Raw genomic sequence first — 15,581 nt, forward strand, 5'->3', positions numbered from 1 at the left:
CAATGGCACGCAGATAGCTGTCAGTTATGGGTTCTGTGGGGGGAACCAACGCTCCGCCCTAGCTAACGAAGTTCATGAAGGTGGTAATGATCAAGGCGTTGGTGAAGTCGATGAAGAACGCGCCCACCAGCGGCGCGACCAGGAAGGCACGCGGCGCCACCCCGTAGCGCTCCACCAGCGTTTTCATCACCGCCATCGCATTGGCGGTGGTGCCGAGCATGAAGCCGATGAAGCCGCCGCTCATCACCGCGGCGTCGTAGTCCTTGCCCATGGCACGGAACACGACCACGCAGAACGCAACCACGATGGCGACCTGGATGACCAGGTTGAGGGCCAGCGGCATGGCCATTCCGGCCAGCTCCCACAGCTTCAGGTTCATCAGTGCCACGGCCAGGAACAGGGCGAGGCAGATGTTGCCGATCAGGTCGGTGGTGCGCACCGACAGGCCAATCCAGCCCGTCGCATCGTCAATGTTGCGCACCGCTGCGCCCACCAGCATCGCGCCGATGTAGGCCGGCAGGGTCAGGCCCAGCGCCTCAAAACCCCTGCCGATCCAGACCCCCAGCCACATCGCCACGAGGATGAAAACGATGCTCTTGAGTGCGCTGAACTCGCGTTGTGCGTCGTTCTGCTCCGGATCCACGCTCAGCTCGGTCACATCCGGCACTTCCGTCGGATGGCCGCCGGGAGTCTTCAAACGCCAGCGCCGGATCATCACGGTCGCCACCGGGCCACCGACCAGGCCACCGCAGACAATGCCGGCCATTGCCGAGGTGATCGCAATCGACTCCGCGCCGACCAGCCCGGCCTCCTCGAACAGTGGCGCGAACGCCAGCCCGGTTGCGGGCCCGCCGGCCATCGTGGCCGATCCCACCAACACCCCGAACAGCGGATTCAGGTCGAACATCGCCGCCACGCCCAGACCAACCAGGTTCTGCACGACCACAAACCCCGTCGCCAGCCCCAGGAAGATCCCCACCTGGCGCCCGCTGATACGCAGCAGGGAGAGGCTCGCGTTGACACCCAGCGTGGTGAAGAACGCCACCATCAGCGGTGTCTGCAGCGAGGTGTCCAGTTCAAACAGCGTGGTGCCTTGCCCGTGGGCGATCAGCACGATCAGCGCAATCACCAGGCCACCCACCACCGGCTCTGGGAGGTTGTAGCGCCGGAATACCGGAATGGCGCGGCACAGCGCGTATCCGCCCAGGAGTGCCAAGCCGCCCAGGGCGACGGTTTCCACCGCGTCAAGTCGAAGCAATTGATTTCTTCCCGTGTTCTCGAAAGGTGATCAGGCGTTTATCCACTGTCACGGACAAGTGCCAATGGTTGGCACGTGATGAAGCATCCGCCCGGCAAGCGCATCGGTCTGCTCGCCATCGCTGATGGCAAGCGCGCCGTTGACGATAAGGTGGCTGACGCCCACAGAGAGCTTGCGCGGCTCCACGTAGGTCGCCTGCGCCGCGAGTGTTTCCGGATCAAACACCACGACATCCGCGAAGTACCCGGGCTTCAGATAGCCGCGCTGTTGGAGACCCAGGATATCGGCGGTCAAACCGGTGGAGCGATGGATAAATGTACCGATGTCGAGGACTTCCTTCTCCCGTACATAGCGCGCGAACTTCTCCGGAAAGCTGCCATATTGGCGTGGATGACCGTTGGAACCATCCGAACTGGTAACTACCCAGGGCTGCTGCATCAGCAGCTCCACATCGTCCTGACGCATGTTGAATGAGGCAATCGAGGCACTGCTGCGCACGCCGGGCGGGCGCTCGTCCTGGCCGATGATGCGCAGGGCCGCGTCTTCCGCGGAAAGACCCCAGTCGGCGGCGACCTCTTCCAGGGTCTGGCCGGTCCAGTCCTCTCCGAGCGAGGTCAGCAGGATGGCATCCGCGCCACCGCGTCGTCGCAGGTTGTCAGTCATTTCGAGTTGTATGTCCACCAGTTGCGCGGGGTCGGCAAGACGCTCCAGCAAGCGCTTGCGCCCGCCCTCGCGTGACCACGCCGGAAGCAAGGCCGCCGCCAGACCGGTGCCGGAGGCCAGCCACGGGTACTGGTCGGCCGTCACCCGCAATCCATCCGCACGTGCCTCGTCGATCAGCTCAATCAGCTCGGCAGCCTTGCCATGCACGTCCACGCCAAGTGCCTTGATATGGGCGATGTGGACCGGCATGCCGGCGCGCCGGCCAATTTCAATGGCCTCGCTGGTGGACGCAATCAGCCCGATGCCATAGGACGATTCGTCGCGCTGGTGGCTGTCATACAGTCCGCCACGGCGCGCGGCTTCAGTGGCCACCGCTACTACCTCATCGGTCTCGGCATAACTCTGGGGCACATAGAAAAGGCCCGTGGACAGGCCGAAGGCACCCTCACACATCGCCGATGCCACCAGCTCGCGCATCTGGGACAGCTCCGCAGCGTCCGGCTTGCGTGCGCTCTGCCCAAGCACACGCGAGCGCACCGCACCGAATCCGACATACGGCACCAGGTTGGTACCGACCCCTTGGCGCTTGAACCACTCACGTTGTTCGGCGATATCCGGACTGCCACCCCCGTCCACGCCAATGCCCAGTGTAGTTACACCTTGATACAGCCATGGAGCATTGCGGCGCTGGGCGGGATCGTCGGCACGGATATAGGTATTGGGGTGGCCATGGGGGTCGACGAAGCCCGGCGCGACCACCTTGCCGCTGGCATCAATGGTGCGCTGCGCCCGGTAGTGTGACGACGCGTCCGAGCCCACCCAGACGATGCGGTCACCGATGATGGCGACGTCAGCCTGCCGCAGTCCACCGGCGGTCCCGTCGTGCAGGGATCCTCCGGCAATGACCAGGTCAGCCGCAGGGAGGTCGTCAACGGAATCCGGAGCGCAGGCACCCAGCGCCGTGGCCAGGATGGCGACCGAAAACAACTTCCTTACGGGTTGTCCCGCGAGCGTGGCCAAGTGCCGTCTCCCTCAAAACAGAGCAATGGGACTCGACCATAGGTCAGTGGGGCGGTTGGCGTAATTGATAAAACACGGCTCTTCCATAGCCATGCGTTATGGGCTGTCTGTATGCGATCAGGGCGCGGGCGTCAGCCGGCCGTCGGCCTGGATCACCTGGTCGGCGTCGCCCGACGGGACAAGTTGCACGCGCGACCGGATCGGGACGCCGTCGTAGCTTGGGATGTCGTGGGTCAGGCGCTGGAAGATCCATGGCGGCACATCTTCGGCGACCCGCAGCCTTACTACGGCCGCGTCGTCGTGCCGCAGCAGCTCGGCCAACGCCGGCGAGAACACCGCCTGCACTTCGCCGACCTGGCGGACCTGCCGCATCACGTTGATCCCGTGCCAGAGCGACAGCACGGCCAGCACCACCACCAATACACGGCCCCAGCGTGCCAGTCGCGGCCAGGCGCAGGCGACCAGCCCGGCGGCGAACGCGGCGAAGCCATAGCCGTACTGGTTGCTGGCACCAGCGAGCACCAGCACCGGGCCCAGCGCGGCGGCGCCACCGGCGAGCAGGGCGACGGCCCAGCGCCAGCCGACCCGCCACAACGCGGCCAACAGCGCCAGCATCAGCACGCAGGAGACGATGAAACGCGTGTCGCCGAACCCCCGTGCGAGCGTCGCGTGGGCTTCGAACACGCTGATCTGCGGCAGGAAGGCGTAGTACTCGAGCCAGCGCTGCGGGATGTTCGCCAGCGACCAGGCATAGGCGGCGTCCGGCCCGTCGACACCGGCCAACACGGACAACCGCAGCAGCAGGTAGGCCAGCGCCGGCACCACCGACCCCGCGAACGCCCAGCGCCAGCTCCCTCTCGTGCGGTCCAGCCACCAGGCCACGGCCAGCAGCGCGGGGATCGAGAGCGCGGCCTCCTTCGCCAGCAACGCGACCGCGGTCAGCCCGGCGGCGGCGATCGCGATGCGCCATCCCGGCCAGCGCGAGGTCGCGACCCAGGCCACCAGCAACCCGCAGCCCACCCAGAGCAGGTCGCCGATAGTGCCCACCCAGCCGTGCACGTACATCGCGTAAGGCCCCAGCGCGAACATCAGCGCAGCCAACGCGGCCCGTCGCGGTGAAACCTCCAGCCGGCCCAACAGGCCGGCCAGCAATGCGGCATTGAGTGCCCCGGTAGCCACGACCACGGCATGGAATGCCTGCGGCTGGTCGAACAGGTGGTGCGACAGCCACAGCCACAGGTTGAAGGTCAGCGGACGGTACTGGAACAGCACCAGGTCGAACCAGTCGACCCACGGCAGCGTCGCGCTGGGCGCAACGTTCGCTGCCGCCGCCCATTGCAGCTCGTCATGGCTGAAGTAGCCAGGGTTGGAAACCAACGGCCACTGCACCAGCACCGTCAGCGCGGCCACCAGCAGCATCCACCCGCCGGCCTTCAGCCGGTCCCGCGTCCATTCCTGCATGCCTGTCCCCGCTGCAATGTGCCCCGATTCTGGGTCAATCGCGCTGCCGTTGCCACGAACGGTAGAATCGAGCGTCCTTCCAGCCGTGCCCTCCCGCAATGTCCAATACCGACGATTTCAAGCAAGCCGCCCTCGACTACCACAGCCAGCACCCGCCCGGGAAGATCAAGGTCACCCCGACCAAGGCGATGGTGACCCAGCGTGACCTGGCGCTGGCGTACTCGCCCGGGGTGGCCTATGCCTGCGAGGCGATCGTCGACGACCCCAATACCGCCCGCGACTACACCGCGCGCGGCAACCTGGTGGCGGTGATCACCAACGGCACCGCAGTGCTGGGCCTGGGCGACATCGGCCCGCTGGCTGGTAAACCGGTAATGGAAGGCAAGGGCATCCTGTTCCAGAAGTTCGCCGGCATCGACGTGTTCGACATCGAACTCGACGAGCGCGACCCCGACAAGCTGGTCGACATCATCGCGGCGATGGAACCGACCTTCGGCGGCATCAACCTGGAGGACATCAAGGCGCCGGAGTGCTTCATCGTCGAGCGCAAGCTGCGCGAGCGGATGAAGATCCCGGTCTTCCATGACGACCAGCACGGCACCGCGATCATCGTCGGCGCGGCGGTGTTCAACGCCCTGGAAGTGGTCGGCAAGAAAATCGAGGACGTCCGCATCGCCACCACCGGCGTCGGCGCGGCGGGCATCGCCTGCCTGGACATGCTGGTCGCGATGGGCGCACGGCACGAGAACATCTTCGCCTTCGACCGCGATGGCGTGCTCTACCGCGACCGTCCCGGCCTGGACCCGGAGAAGGCGCGTTACGCCCGCGACACCGACAAGCGCGAGCTGGCCGAGATCGTCGCTGGCGCGGACGTGTTCCTGGGGTTGTCTGCCGGCGGCATCCTGAAGCCGGAAATGGTCGTGACCATGGCCGAGCAGCCGATCATCCTGGCGCTGGCCAACCCGTACCCCGAGATCCTGCCCGACGCCGCCAAGGCGGTGCGTCCGGACGCAATCCTCGCCACCGGCCGCTCGGACTATCCCAACCAGGTCAACAACGCGGTCTGCTTCCCGTACATCTTCCGCGGTGCGCTGGATGTCGGCGCAACCGTGATCAATGAGGAAATGAAGCTCGCCTGCGTGCATGCGATCGCCCAGCTGGCGCGGATGGAAGCCGGCGACCTGGCTTCGGCCTACGGCGGCGACGTGCCGACCTTCGGCCCGGAATACCTGATCCCGCGCCCGTTCGACCCGCGCCTGATGGTGATGGTGTCGTCCGCCGTGGCGCGTGCGGCCATGGCGTCCGGCGTGGCCACCCGTCCGATCGAGGACATAGCGGCCTACGAGGAGAAGCTCGGCCAGTTCGTCCACCGCACCGGCCTGCTGATGAAGCCGGTCTACGACCGCGCCCGCAGCGACCGCAAACGCGTGGTCTATGCCGAAGGTGAGGAAGAAGTCGTGTTGCGCGCGGTGCAGACGGTGATCGACGAGGGCTTGGCCACGCCGATCCTGGTCGGCCGCCCGGAAGTGATCCAGACCCGCATCGACCGGCTCGGGCTGCGCATGCGCCAGGGCGTGGATTTCGAGCTGACCAACATCCACGACGACCCGCGCTTCCACGATTATTGGCAGCAGTACCACGCCCTGACCGAGCGCCGCGGCGTCACCATCGAGGCGGCCAAGAGCCTGATCCGCTCGCGTCCGAGCCTGATCGCGGCCTTGATGGTGGAGCGGGGCGAAGCCGATGCGATGATCTGCGGCATCGTCGGGCGCTTCCACAAGAAGCTTGGCTACCTGCGCAGCATCTTCGACTTCGATCGCGGTATCGCCGGCACCGCCGCGATGACCGGGGTGATCAACGACGCCGGCGCGTGGTTCTTCCTGGACACCCACGTCCAGCTTGACCCCAGCGCCGAGCAGATCGCCGAGGCGACCCTGCAGGCGACCTACCGGCTGAAGCTGTTCGGGGTGGAGCCGAAGGTCGCGCTGCTGTCGCACTCCAACTACGGCAGCCACGACAACCCGTCGGCGGCGAAGATGCGCAAGGTGCGCGAGCTCCTCAAGGCACGCCAGCCCAAACTCGAGGTCGACGGCGAGATGATGGGCGACACCGCATGGAACGAGGCGCTGCGCAAGCGCATCTTCCCCAACACCACCCTGAGCGGACGCGCGAACTTGTTCGTGCTGCCCAACCTGGACGCGGCCAACATCACCTACAACATGTTCCGTGTTGCCACCGACGGCGTGGCGATTGGCCCGATCCTGATGGGGTTGGACAAACCGGCCCACATCCTGACCTCGGATGCGACGTCACGCCGGGTGGTCAACATGACCGCGATCGCGGCGGTCGACGCCCAGATCCGCGCCAGTCGTGGCGGATAGGTAAGCGCGCCGCCATCGCGGCGGCGCGGTAGAATGACGGCATAGATCCCACTTGATTACGAGGCGCGGCCAAGGGGTCGCGAGGCGCATGACCCAGACCTACGAGAGCCCGCTCAACGAGCTGCTGCAGAACGATCCGGACCCTACCGAGACCAAGGAGTGGGTCGAATCGGTGGAAGCGGTAATCCAGCGCGACGGCACCGACCGCGCGCACCAGTTGCTGGAGCGCATGGTCGAAGTCTCGCGCCGCGCTGGTGCGCACCTGCCGTTCGACCCGACCACCGAGTACATCAACACCATCCCGACCCAACTGGAGGCCAAGAGCCCCGGTGATGCGGCGATGGAGTGGAAAATCCGCTCGATCATCCGCTGGAACGCAATGGCGATGGTGGTGCGGGCCAACCGCAAGCCCGGCGACCTGGGCGGGCACATCGCCACCTTCGGTTCCTCGGCGACGCTGTATGACGTCGGTTTCAACCACTTCTGGCGCGCCCCGAGCGAAGACCACCCGGGCGACCTGCTGTTCATCCAGGGCCACGGTTCGCCGGGCATCTACGCGCGCTCGTTCCTGGAAGGCCGCTTCAGTGAAGACCAGCTCGACAACTTCCGCATGGAGGTCGACGGCCGCGGCATCAGCTCCTACCCGCACCCGTGGTTGATGCCGGACTACTGGCAGACCCCGACTGTGTCGATGGGCCTGGGCCCGATCAGCGCGATCTACCAGGCGCGCAACTTCAAGTACCTGGAAGGCCGCGGCCTGATGCCCAAGACCGACCGCAAGGTCTGGTGCTTCCTCGGCGACGGCGAGACCGACGAGCCCGAATCCCTCGGCGCGATTTCGGTCGCCGGTCGCGAGGGCCTGGACAACCTGATCTTCGTCGTCAACTGCAACCTGCAGCGCCTGGACGGCCCGGTGCGCGGCAACGGCAAGATCATCCAGGAACTGGAAGGCCAGTTCCGCGGCGCCGGCTGGAACGTCATCAAGAACATCTGGGGCAGTTACTGGGATCCGTTGCTGGCCCGCGACACCAGCGGCAAGTTGCGCCAGCTGATGATGGAAACCGTCGACGGCGAGTACCAGAACTGCAAGGCCTTCGGCGGCGCGTACACCCGCGAGCATTTCTTCGGCAAGTACCCGGAGACCGCACAGCTGGTCGCCAACCTCAGCGACGAGGACGTCTGGCGCCTCAACCGCGGCGGCCACGACCCGCACAAGGTCTACGCCTCCTACCACCAGGCGGTGAACACCAAGGGCATGCCGACCGTGATCCTGGCCAAGACGGTCAAGGGCTACGGCATGGGCGTGGCCGGCGAGTCGCTCAACCCGGCCCACGGCACCAAGAAGATGGATGACGATGACGTGCGCGCGTTCCGCGACCGCTTCGCCATCCCGGTGACTGACGACCAGCTCAAGGACGGCGCGGTGCCGTTCTACCACCCCGGCAAGGACTCGCCGGAGATCGAATACCTGCTCGAGCGCCGCAAGGCCCTCGGCGGCTTCCTGCCGCAGCGCCGTCGCAAGGCTACGCAACAGTTTGAAGTGCCGCCGCTGGCGACCTACGAGCGCCTGCTCAAGTCCACCGGCGAGCGCGAGATCAGCACCACGATGGCGTTCGTGCAGATGCTCAACATCTCCCTGCGGGACAAGCAGGTCGGCCCGCGGCTGGTGCCGATCGTCGCCGACGAGGCGCGCACCTTCGGCATGGAAGGCCTGTTCCGGCAGATCGGCATCTACGCCCCGTTCGGCCAGAAGTACAAGCCGGTCGACCGCGACCAGCTGATGTACTACCGCGAGGACACCGCCGGGCAGGTGCTGCAGGAAGGCATCACCGAGGCTGGCGCGTTCGCCTCCTGGCTCGCCTGCGCCACCAGCTACAGCAGCAACGACCTCGCCCTGCTGCCGTTCTACATCTACTACTCGATGTTCGGTTTCCAGCGCGTCGGCGACGCCGCCTGGCAGGCCGGCGACATGCGCGCGCGCGGCTTCCTGCTCGGCGCCACTGCCGGCCGCACCACCCTCAACGGCGAAGGCCTGCAGCACGAGGACGGCCACAGCATGGTGCAGGCCGGGCTGATCCCGAACTGCCGCAGCTACGACCCGACCTTCAGCTACGAAGTGGTGACCATCATCCAGCACGGCATGCAGCGCATGCTCGCCGACCAGCATGACGAGTACTACTACGTCACCCTGATGAACGAGAACTACGCCCACCCGGCGATGCCCGAAGGCAGCGCCGAAGGGATCATCAAGGGCATGTACCTGTTCCACGACGCCGGCAAGCCGAAGAAAGACCAGCTGCGCGTGCAGCTGCTGGGCAGTGGCACCATACTGCGCGAAGTCATCGCCGCGGCCGAATTGCTGGAGAAGGACTTCGGCGTGATCGCCGACATCTGGTCCTGCCCCAGCTTCAACGAACTCGCCCGCGACGGTGCCGACGTCGAACGCCAAAACCGCTTCCACCCCGAAGCGAAGACCCCACGCAAGGCCCACATCACCGCCCTGCTGGAAGGCCGCCAGGGTCCGGCGATTGCCGCCACCGACTACATCCGCACCTACGCCGAACAGGTCCGCGCCTACGTCCCGATGCACTACACGGTACTGGGCACCGACGGCTTCGGCCGCAGCGACACCCGCGCCAACCTGCGTCGCCACTTCGAGGTCGACCGCTACTACGTCGCCCACGCAGCGATCGCGGCGTTGGCAGCGGAAGGCAAGATGACCGCGAAGGATGTGGCAAGGGCGATCAAGACGTACAAGATCGATGCGGAGAAGCCGAACCCGTTGGGGGTTTGAGGTAGGGTAAAAAGATGGGCCGACTCCTGCAGATGCTCTACTTGGAAAGCTGCCGCGACTATGGATCTTTCCTGGGTTGCACAGCTGTAGCGCGCGGTGACTCGCGCCCGGAGAGCAATTAATCGCATGCACGTATAGGCGGCTGGTCACTTACCCTCAACGTCGGCTAAGCTACATGCGCAGGCCCCGCGTAGTGTTTAACCTTCGCCGACAGACTGAGGCGGATAGTTCAATGGTTGCTAATACAGCTCCGCGCGCAACTTGGCGTGTCGGAAGTGAAGTTGGTATATGTGAAAGCCTGCGGGGCCTGCACTTTCGAACTTCAGGTTGATCGCCCTGTGCTTACGCTGGCTCAATTGCAATCGGCTTTTAGCCATCGTCAGCTTGCAGCACATTTGGATATGAGTGCTGCTGCGCTTCTCGAAGGTCTATATGGCCGGCGGCAGCGGTGCAAGGTTTTCTTGCTGCCCAAAAAGTCCGGTGGCTACCGGAGGATCGCAAGCCCCAGAAAAACCTGCCGCAAGATCCAGACGGCAGTTAGGCCCGTTTTGGAAGAAATATATAGACGGCCCGACGGCGCTTTCGGATTTATTGCCGGCGAGAGCATAGTTAGCAACGCCAAAATTCACGTTGCTCGTCGAACATTAATAAATCTGGACTTGGAAGATTTCTTCGGAAGTATCTCCTTTTATCGCATAAGAGGACTGTTTTTATCTCAGCCCCTCGGGCTTCCGTGGGCAGCGGCCAACATACTGGCGCACGCATGTACATATCAGGGGCGACTGACGGCCGGCGGAATCACTTCGCCAGTATTGTCCAATATCATCGCAGCGGGTCTAGACAAGCGACTTGGGCGCCTCGCAGGTAGATATGGTGCGAGGTACAGTCGTTATGTGGACGATATAACAATTTCGTTTGCTCAGCCAGCAAGTAGGCTGGCTGAGTTCGCGCAACTAGATGATAGTGAGCATTACGTAATCGCGCCGCATCTTGCAGGAGAAATCACAGCGGAAGGATTCTCAGTAAATCATGCAAAGTTTCGCGTGGAGACTGGAGTTTCGCGGAAATCTGTTACTGGTTTGGTGGTAAATAAAAAAGTAAACATTCCCCGCCGATGGCTACGCAGACTCGAATCGAAGATCTATGCGGTAGAGAAATTCGGTGTCGATAAAGTTGCGTTGGACATGTTTCCAGAAGAGCAAGTGCAAGTAGGTAAGCACAAGGTTCTTCGCCATATTCACGGTCAATCTGCATACCTTTCGATGGTGCGTGGCAGGACTGATTGGGTCGCAGCGGGCATTGCTGCCCGGTTCAACGCGGTAGCGGGTGAGTCCGGTTTAAAAGTGCCGGACATTGAGATAATCACCGAGCTTAGCCGATCGAAGTTTGGAATCTGGATCGTCGCGGGAGCTGCGACCGACGACCTCTACGATCCGCCTAATGGAAATGGCAGCGGCTTCACGACGGCTGACGGGCACATAATCACCGCATATCACGTCGTTTTTGACGAAAATGATGTTGCGTTTCCATATATCAGCGTAAGGCGGGAAAATCACCCCTCAGTGTTGCTGTCATGTCAAGTAGTGAGTGGATGCAAAGCACGCGACGTGGCAATACTTGAGCTCGCTCAGGAGTCACGAGCCGAGACCAGAGTTCGTTTCACTAGTGGGAAGCTTCCCGATAGCGGTGTCGAATGTTGGACTGTCGGATATCCCCAGTATTTTCCCGGCCATAAGGCGGTTCTTCAAAAACATGTCGTTGGAGGGTTGGTAATCGCCAGCGGCGTACACAAAATAAGGCTCCTAGGTGGGTCGATTCTTGGCGGATTAAGTGGTGCCCCCGCGTTCGATGCTGAAATGCGATTGCTTGGATTTGTGCATAAGGGTCTTGCGAACGCTGGAAATGCAGATGAGTTGATCAGTATTCGACATGTCAATGAGATGATATCCGCAATTACTTAAAAATAACGCATTAGGCATAACGCATTAGGCGGATGTCTCAGCATCTATTCCTCGAATTAAGCGTAACAATGCGTAGAAGCGTTGGGCCGGCGTGTCAGGTCGCGAAAACGGGTCAGGTTCACTTCCCAATAACCGCTTCTGGCCGAGAGCAGACCTAAGCGCCACGCGAATTTTGAACTCAGTCGAGGCTGGAATCCCGGTCGGCCTCTGAGGCGCGCGGTACACGTCAGTAGAATGACCTTCCTGCAACCACTCCGATATGCGCTGCCATGCGTCCCAACAGCTTCATTCGACTGCTCGCGGTTGCGATCTTCCTGACCGCACCGCTCTCGCTGGCCGCTAGCGAGTCATCGCCCACTCCGACCATCGGCGAGCAACGCGAGGCGGTGCTGTTCTGGCCGCAGGCGCAGCGCGAGGCGGAGTTCCGGCAGATGGATCGGCGCTTCCCCAGCGACCGCGTCGAGCGCGGTACGCATGTCCGCGAGTTGGCGGAAGGCCAACCGCTGACGTTGGGCGAGGCGGCCGATTCGTCGTGGTTGGGCAACTACATGGACCAACACCACATCGCCGGCGTGATGGTGCTGCAGGACGGTCGTGTCCGCGTGCAGCGCTACGCGTTGGACTTCGGGCCGGAGCAGCGCTGGGAGTCGTTCTCGGTCGCCAAGTCCGTCACGTCCGCCTTGCTCGGCATCGCGCTGCAGCAGGGGCATATCGCCAGCCTGGACGACGCGCTGGTCACCTACATTCCGGAGTTACGCGACAGTGCGTACGCCGATGTCACGGTGCAGCAGTTGCTGACGATGACGTCGGGCGTGCGTTGGAACGAGGACTATGCCGACGCGGAGTCGGACGTGGCGCAGATGTATCGCGGTGCCTGTGTCGACGGCCGTGCGCACGTGCTGTCGTACTTGATGAAGCTGCCGCGGCAATGGCCGGCCGGCACGCACTGGAACTACAACACCGCCGAGACCGACCTGCTCGGCATCGTGGTGGAGCGCGCGACGCGCCGTTCGCTGGCCGCCTACCTGTCAGACGTGATCTGGAAGCCGTATGGCATGGCGGACGATGCGACCTGGATCAAGGACGAATGCGATGGCAGCGACACCGGCGGCAGCGGTCTGTCGGCGACCTTGGCCGACTACGCGCGGCTGGGGCAATTCATGCTCCACGGTGGCCGCATCGCGGGCGAGCCGGTGATCGCCGAGGCCTGGCTGCAAGGCGCGGTGCGTGAGCAGGAAAGCGTGGACGCGCCCGAGCGCGGCTACGGGTACCTGTGGTGGACTGATACCGATGGCAGCTATGCGGCGATCGGCATCTTCGGCCAGATGGTCTACGTCGATCCCGCGCGCCGGCTGGTCATCGCCCAGGTCGCGGCCTGGCCGCAGGCGACGTCGAAGGAGCTGGTCGCCGCGCGGCGCGGGTTCGTGGCCGCGGTCAAGCATGCAGTGGATGCGGATCGGTAAAGTGCAATACACGCAATGACGGACGCTCGGCACGCTGAAGGATCTACTCCCCCTTCGAGTGCCCCGCGGTTTCCGCGATGAAGTGCTGGTACAGGGCCCTGTTAACCTCGGTCCGCACTTCCGTGTCCCGGGTTCCGTTGGTGATCACCACGAAGCCGTACTTTTTCTCCGCGTCGAAGAACATGGAGCTGTATAGCCCGTAGGCGGACCCGGTGTGTCCGCTCAGCACGACTCCGGGAATCAGAGCCCTGTCGATGCGAATGGCCAGGCCGTATCCGGCATCCTCGTCGACTTCGACCGTGGGCGTCTGCATCGCCTTCGCGTGTTCGGCTGCGATGATCCGCACGCCATTCCATTCGCCATGGTTCATGTGCATCAGCATGTACTTGGCCAAGTCGGGCGCCGAGACCTTGAGACCCCCGGTCGGAGAGAACATCGGCGTGCTGTAGCCCATCGTGTAGCCGTCCAGGCGCTCACCCAGGGGCGCATACGCCTGGTCCGAGCGCACGAATCCCTCGCCCTCGCGCCAGCGGTAGATCCGCGCGAAGCGGTCCGCATCCAACGCTTCCGGCGCATAGCCGCCGTACAGCCCGAGCGGATCGAGCACATGTGCCTTTACGTAGGCATCGAACCGCTGCCCGGATACACGCTCCACGATCGTCCCGACCAGGTTGTAGCCGAGGTTGGAGTACTCGTACCGCTCGCCGGGGGCACGGTCGGCGTAGCTGTCCTGCCAGGTGGCGTTGACGCCTGGATTGATGATGTCGAGGCTGCTGTATCGCTGCTTGTCGGTGATCGACGAGGTATGGTTCAGCAGCATCCCGAGCGTGATCACCCGGTCCGGGAATCCGGGGTTGCGCAACGGGAATCCGACCAACTCGCCGACGTCATCATCCAGCGAGATTCGGCCTTGCTCCACCAGCTGAAAGATCGAGGTCACGGCGAACGACTTGGAGATGGAGGCGATCCGGAAGACGTCGTCCTGTTCGAGGGGAATCCTCGCCTCCCTGTCCTTCCAGCCGAGGCTGTTGCCATAGACGACGGCATTGTCCTTGACCACCACGACTGCCAGGCCAACCGTCCCGTGCTCGGCCATCAGCTCTTCCAGCCTGTGTTCAATGCCTTGGGCCATGGCAGGCTGCAGGCAGGCCCACGACAACACAAGCGCCGCGCACAGTGCCAGGACGCGGCTCGAATTTCTGCTTTCCTTCATGACCCCTCCAACAGGTATTACTGACTATTCAAAGAAGCGTTGTCGATCACGAACCGGTATTTCACGTCGCCCTTGAGCATGCGTTCGTAGGCCTCGTTGATTTCATCGGCGCGGATCATCTCGATGTCCGCCACGATGTCGTGCTCGGCGCAGAAATCCAGCATTTCCTGCGTCTCCGGGATGCCGCCGATCAGCGAGCCCGCCAGGCTGCGGCGTTTCGCGATCAGGTTGAACACCTGCGGCGAGGGATGCGGCGTGGCCGGCGCGCCAACCAGGGTCATCGTGCCGTCGCGCTTGAGCAGCACGAAGAAGGCATCCAGATCGTGTGGCGCGGCGACGGTATTGAGGATGAAGTCCAGGCTCTTGGCATGCGCCGCCATCTCATCGGCATTGCGCGAGACGACGACCTCATCCGCGCCCAGTGCCTTGGCCGCCTCGCGCTTGGATTCGGACGTGGTGAACGCGACGACGTGGGCACCCATCGCATGCGCCAGCTTGATGCCCATGTGCCCGAGCCCGCCGATACCGACCACGCCGACCTTCTTGCCCGGCCCCACCTTCCAGTGGCGCAGCGGCGACCAGGTGGTGATGCCCGCGCACAGCAGTGGCGCCACGGCAGCCAGTTGTTCTTCGGGGTGGCGGACGCGCAGCACGTAGCGTTCGTGCACGACAATTTGCTGCGAGTAGCCGCCCAGCGTGTGGCCGGGCGCGTCCGGCGTCCGGCCGTTGTAGGTGCCGACCATGCGGTCGCAGTAGTTCTCCAGGCCAGCGTCGCACTCCTCGCAATGCTGGCAGCTGTCGACGATGCAGCCGACGCCGACCAGATCGCCCGGCTTGAAGTCGGTGACGTCGGATCCGACGTCTTTCACCTTGCCGACGATCTCGTGACCGGGCACGCACGGGAAGACGGTGCCCGCCCATTCCGCACGCACCTGGTGGAGGTCGGAGTGGCACACGCCGCAATAGGCGATGTCGATCTGCACGTCCTGCGCGCCCGGCGCACGCCGGGTGATCTGCATGGGTTCGAGTGGTTGGTCGCCCGCATGGGCGCCATAGGCTTGGATGGTCATGGTGAGGACTCCTGTGTCGATCGGAAAACTAGTTCTTGGAGAATACGACCTGCACGTTACGCCCGCCGAGTGCCTGAGGTCAGGCTATGCCGTGGGGAACACGCTGCGTGCAGTCAGTCAATCTTGATCGCGACCTTGCCGGCATGCTCGTTAAGCTGCGGAGGCTTTGAGCGCTTCGAGCACGATGCGGGCGGACATTGATCGTCTTCGCGGCCTTCTCGAACTCCCACGCATAGATGTTTCCATGCGTTTCCAGCCGATAGGCCAGGCAGTTGTGCACCGTCAGCTCGGTCGATG

The 15,581-nt window shown here is 63.7% G+C and carries 9 protein-coding genes; 4 read left to right on the top strand and 5 right to left on the bottom strand.

Annotated features, from left to right (window positions below; genetic code table 11):
* Positions 1-58: 58 nt before the first annotated feature.
* The 3 genes from gltS to ACW5DN_RS12505 all read right to left on the bottom strand — a co-directional run bounded on the left by gltS (position 59) and on the right by ACW5DN_RS12505 (position 4,402).
* Positions 59-1,258, bottom strand: coding sequence for a sodium/glutamate symporter (gltS, locus tag ACW5DN_RS12495; RefSeq protein WP_456963141.1), 1,200 nt, complete (start codon positions 1,256-1,258; stop codon positions 59-61).
* 48 nt (positions 1,259-1,306) lie between these two features.
* On the bottom strand, positions 1,307-2,941 hold the full coding sequence (locus tag ACW5DN_RS12500) for an N-acyl-D-amino-acid deacylase family protein (RefSeq protein WP_456963142.1): 1,635 nt from the start codon (positions 2,939-2,941) through the stop codon (positions 1,307-1,309).
* A gap of 117 nt (positions 2,942-3,058) precedes the next feature.
* Positions 3,059-4,402, bottom strand: coding sequence for a hypothetical protein (locus ACW5DN_RS12505; protein ID WP_456963143.1), 1,344 nt, complete (start codon positions 4,400-4,402; stop codon positions 3,059-3,061).
* A gap of 98 nt (positions 4,403-4,500) precedes the next feature.
* On the opposite strand from ACW5DN_RS12505, the gene ACW5DN_RS12510 reads away from it, so the two are divergent.
* The 4 genes from ACW5DN_RS12510 (at position 4,501) to ACW5DN_RS12525 (ending at position 13,001) form a co-directional block, all read left to right on the top strand.
* Complete coding sequence (locus ACW5DN_RS12510) at positions 4,501-6,783, top strand: NADP-dependent malic enzyme (protein WP_456963144.1); 2,283 nt, start codon at positions 4,501-4,503, stop codon at positions 6,781-6,783.
* Positions 6,784-6,871: 88 nt separating this feature from the next.
* On the top strand, positions 6,872-9,577 hold the full coding sequence (aceE, locus tag ACW5DN_RS12515; RefSeq protein WP_456963145.1) for a pyruvate dehydrogenase (acetyl-transferring), homodimeric type: 2,706 nt from the start codon (positions 6,872-6,874) through the stop codon (positions 9,575-9,577).
* 275 nt (positions 9,578-9,852) lie between these two features.
* The gene (locus ACW5DN_RS12520; RefSeq protein ID WP_456963146.1) at positions 9,853-11,538 is read left to right on the top strand and encodes a reverse transcriptase domain-containing protein; all 1,686 of its coding nucleotides are present in this window, start codon (positions 9,853-9,855) and stop codon (positions 11,536-11,538) included.
* Positions 11,539-11,807: 269 nt separating this feature from the next.
* Positions 11,808-13,001: a serine hydrolase domain-containing protein gene (locus ACW5DN_RS12525; protein ID WP_456963147.1), complete on the top strand. Its 1,194-nt coding sequence runs from the start codon at positions 11,808-11,810 to the stop codon at positions 12,999-13,001.
* Positions 13,002-13,044: 43 nt separating this feature from the next.
* On the opposite strand, the gene ACW5DN_RS12530 is transcribed toward ACW5DN_RS12525, so the two are convergent.
* Both ACW5DN_RS12530 and ACW5DN_RS12535 read right to left on the bottom strand, forming a co-directional pair.
* On the bottom strand, positions 13,045-14,214 hold the full coding sequence (locus ACW5DN_RS12530) for a serine hydrolase domain-containing protein (RefSeq protein ID WP_456963148.1): 1,170 nt from the start codon (positions 14,212-14,214) through the stop codon (positions 13,045-13,047).
* 17 nt (positions 14,215-14,231) lie between these two features.
* Positions 14,232-15,284 carry an NAD(P)-dependent alcohol dehydrogenase gene (locus tag ACW5DN_RS12535; RefSeq protein WP_456963149.1) on the bottom strand — a complete coding sequence of 351 codons (1,053 nt, stop codon included), beginning with the start codon at positions 15,282-15,284 and terminating at the stop codon, positions 14,232-14,234.
* Positions 15,285-15,581: the final 297 nt, after the last annotated feature.

It is taken from the genome of Lysobacter sp. A289, from assembly GCF_054072675.1.